Below are 1561 nucleotides of genomic sequence, written 5' to 3'. Positions count from 1 at the left end.
ATACCGGCTTCAACACGGTAATGGCCAAGCTCGCCTTCGGTCCGGGCGCCGACATGACGCGCATCCGTGCCGCGCAAGCGCCCGGCGGCTCCGGCGCACTGCGGCTGGTGGCGGAACTGCTGAAGCGGACACGCTCGGATGCAACCATCTGGCTGTCGGACCCGACCTGGCCGAACCACATGCCGGTGATGCGCGCCGCCGGCCTGCAGATCCGTGAATACCCCTATTTCGACGCCGCCTCGGGCGCTGTTCGCTTCGACGACATGCTGGCGGCGCTGCGGACCGCAAAGAGCGGCGACGTCGTACTGCTGCATGGCTGCTGCCACAACCCGACCGGCGCCAATCTGGATGCGGCACAGTGGGCAGCCGTTACCGATCTGGTCGTCGAGCGCGAGCTGCTGCCGTTTGTCGACATCGCCTATCAGGGCTTTGGCGATGGCCTCGAGGCCGATGCCCTCGGCTTGCGCCTGCTGGCGGCAAAAATTCCGGAAATGGTCGTCGCCTCGAGCTGCTCGAAGAATTTTGCTGTCTACCGCGACCGCGTCGGCGCGGCGATGATCCTGGCCAGGGACGGCGCACAGGCGGATGTGGCGATGAGCCAGATGCTGTCGGCGGCGCGCGCCATGTATTCGATGCCGCCGGACCACGGTGCGGCGGCCGTGCGCATCGTGCTCGAAGATGCCGCCTTGCGCGCCGACTGGGAAGCCGAACTTGAAGAGATGCGGCTGCGCATGCTCAGGCTACGCGTGCAGTTCGCCGAGGCGCTGCGCCGGCAGTCGAATTCCGACCGTTTCGATTTCGTCGCCAGCCATCGCGGCATGTTCTCCCGCCTTGGGCTCACGGAAGCGCAGGTCGAGCGACTGCGTGCCGAGCACGGCGTCTACATGGTCGGCGACAGCCGCATCAATGTCGCCGGCCTGCCCGAGGACGGCATGGACGAACTCGCCAAGGCGATCGTTTCGGTTCTTGATTGACGCGGCTTGTCTGTGGACAAGGCTTCCGCGCCGGCTGACAGCGTTAGCCGCGCGGCCGGTCGCGGGATAGCATCCGATAGACTGTTTTGACGCAATTCCGGACAGAAAACCGTTTCACACTTTTCCTGGAATAGCTCTAGATGACGCCATCGAAAGACATTTCGCGCCTGATCGAGATCATGGCGGCGCTACGGGCGCCGAAGACCGGCTGCCCCTGGGACATCGAACAGGATTTCTCGACCATCGCGCCCTACACGATCGAGGAAGCCTATGAGGTGGCGGATGCCATCGCGCGCGGCGATCTCGACGATCTGCGCGACGAACTCGGCGACCTGCTTCTGCAGGTCGTCTATCATGCCCAGATGGCCGAGGAGGCCGGTGAGTTCTCGTTCCCTGACGTGGTGCAAGCCATCACGACGAAGATGATCCGTCGCCACCCACATGTCTTCGGCGACGAAAAAGCCCGTAGCGCCGGCATGGCCAAGGGCATGTGGGAAAAGATCAAGGCCGAAGAGAAGGCGGAGAAGCGAAGCGCGCGTCTCGCCCGCGGTCTCGATCCCGAAGACAATGGCAAGGGGTTTCTGGAC

General features: G+C 64.3%; 2 protein-coding genes. Both read left to right on the top strand.

The window, feature by feature from the left end; translation table 11 throughout:
- The coding region (locus EN750_RS33620) for an amino acid aminotransferase (RefSeq protein ID WP_145968167.1) at nt 1–974 on the top strand (974 nt) is incomplete at its 5' end.
- 140 nt (nt 975–1114) lie between these two features.
- Nucleotides 1115–1561, top strand: a 447-nt coding sequence (locus EN750_RS33615; protein WP_127399220.1) for a MazG family protein, incomplete at its 3' end; no start/stop codon positions are given.

The organism is Mesorhizobium sp. M7A.F.Ca.ET.027.03.2.1 (genome assembly GCF_003999175.1).
Classification (GTDB): domain Bacteria; phylum Pseudomonadota; class Alphaproteobacteria; order Rhizobiales; family Rhizobiaceae; genus Mesorhizobium.
The sequence above is the reverse complement of the archived record's forward strand: the minus strand, read 5'-3'. Positions and strand labels throughout refer to the sequence as shown.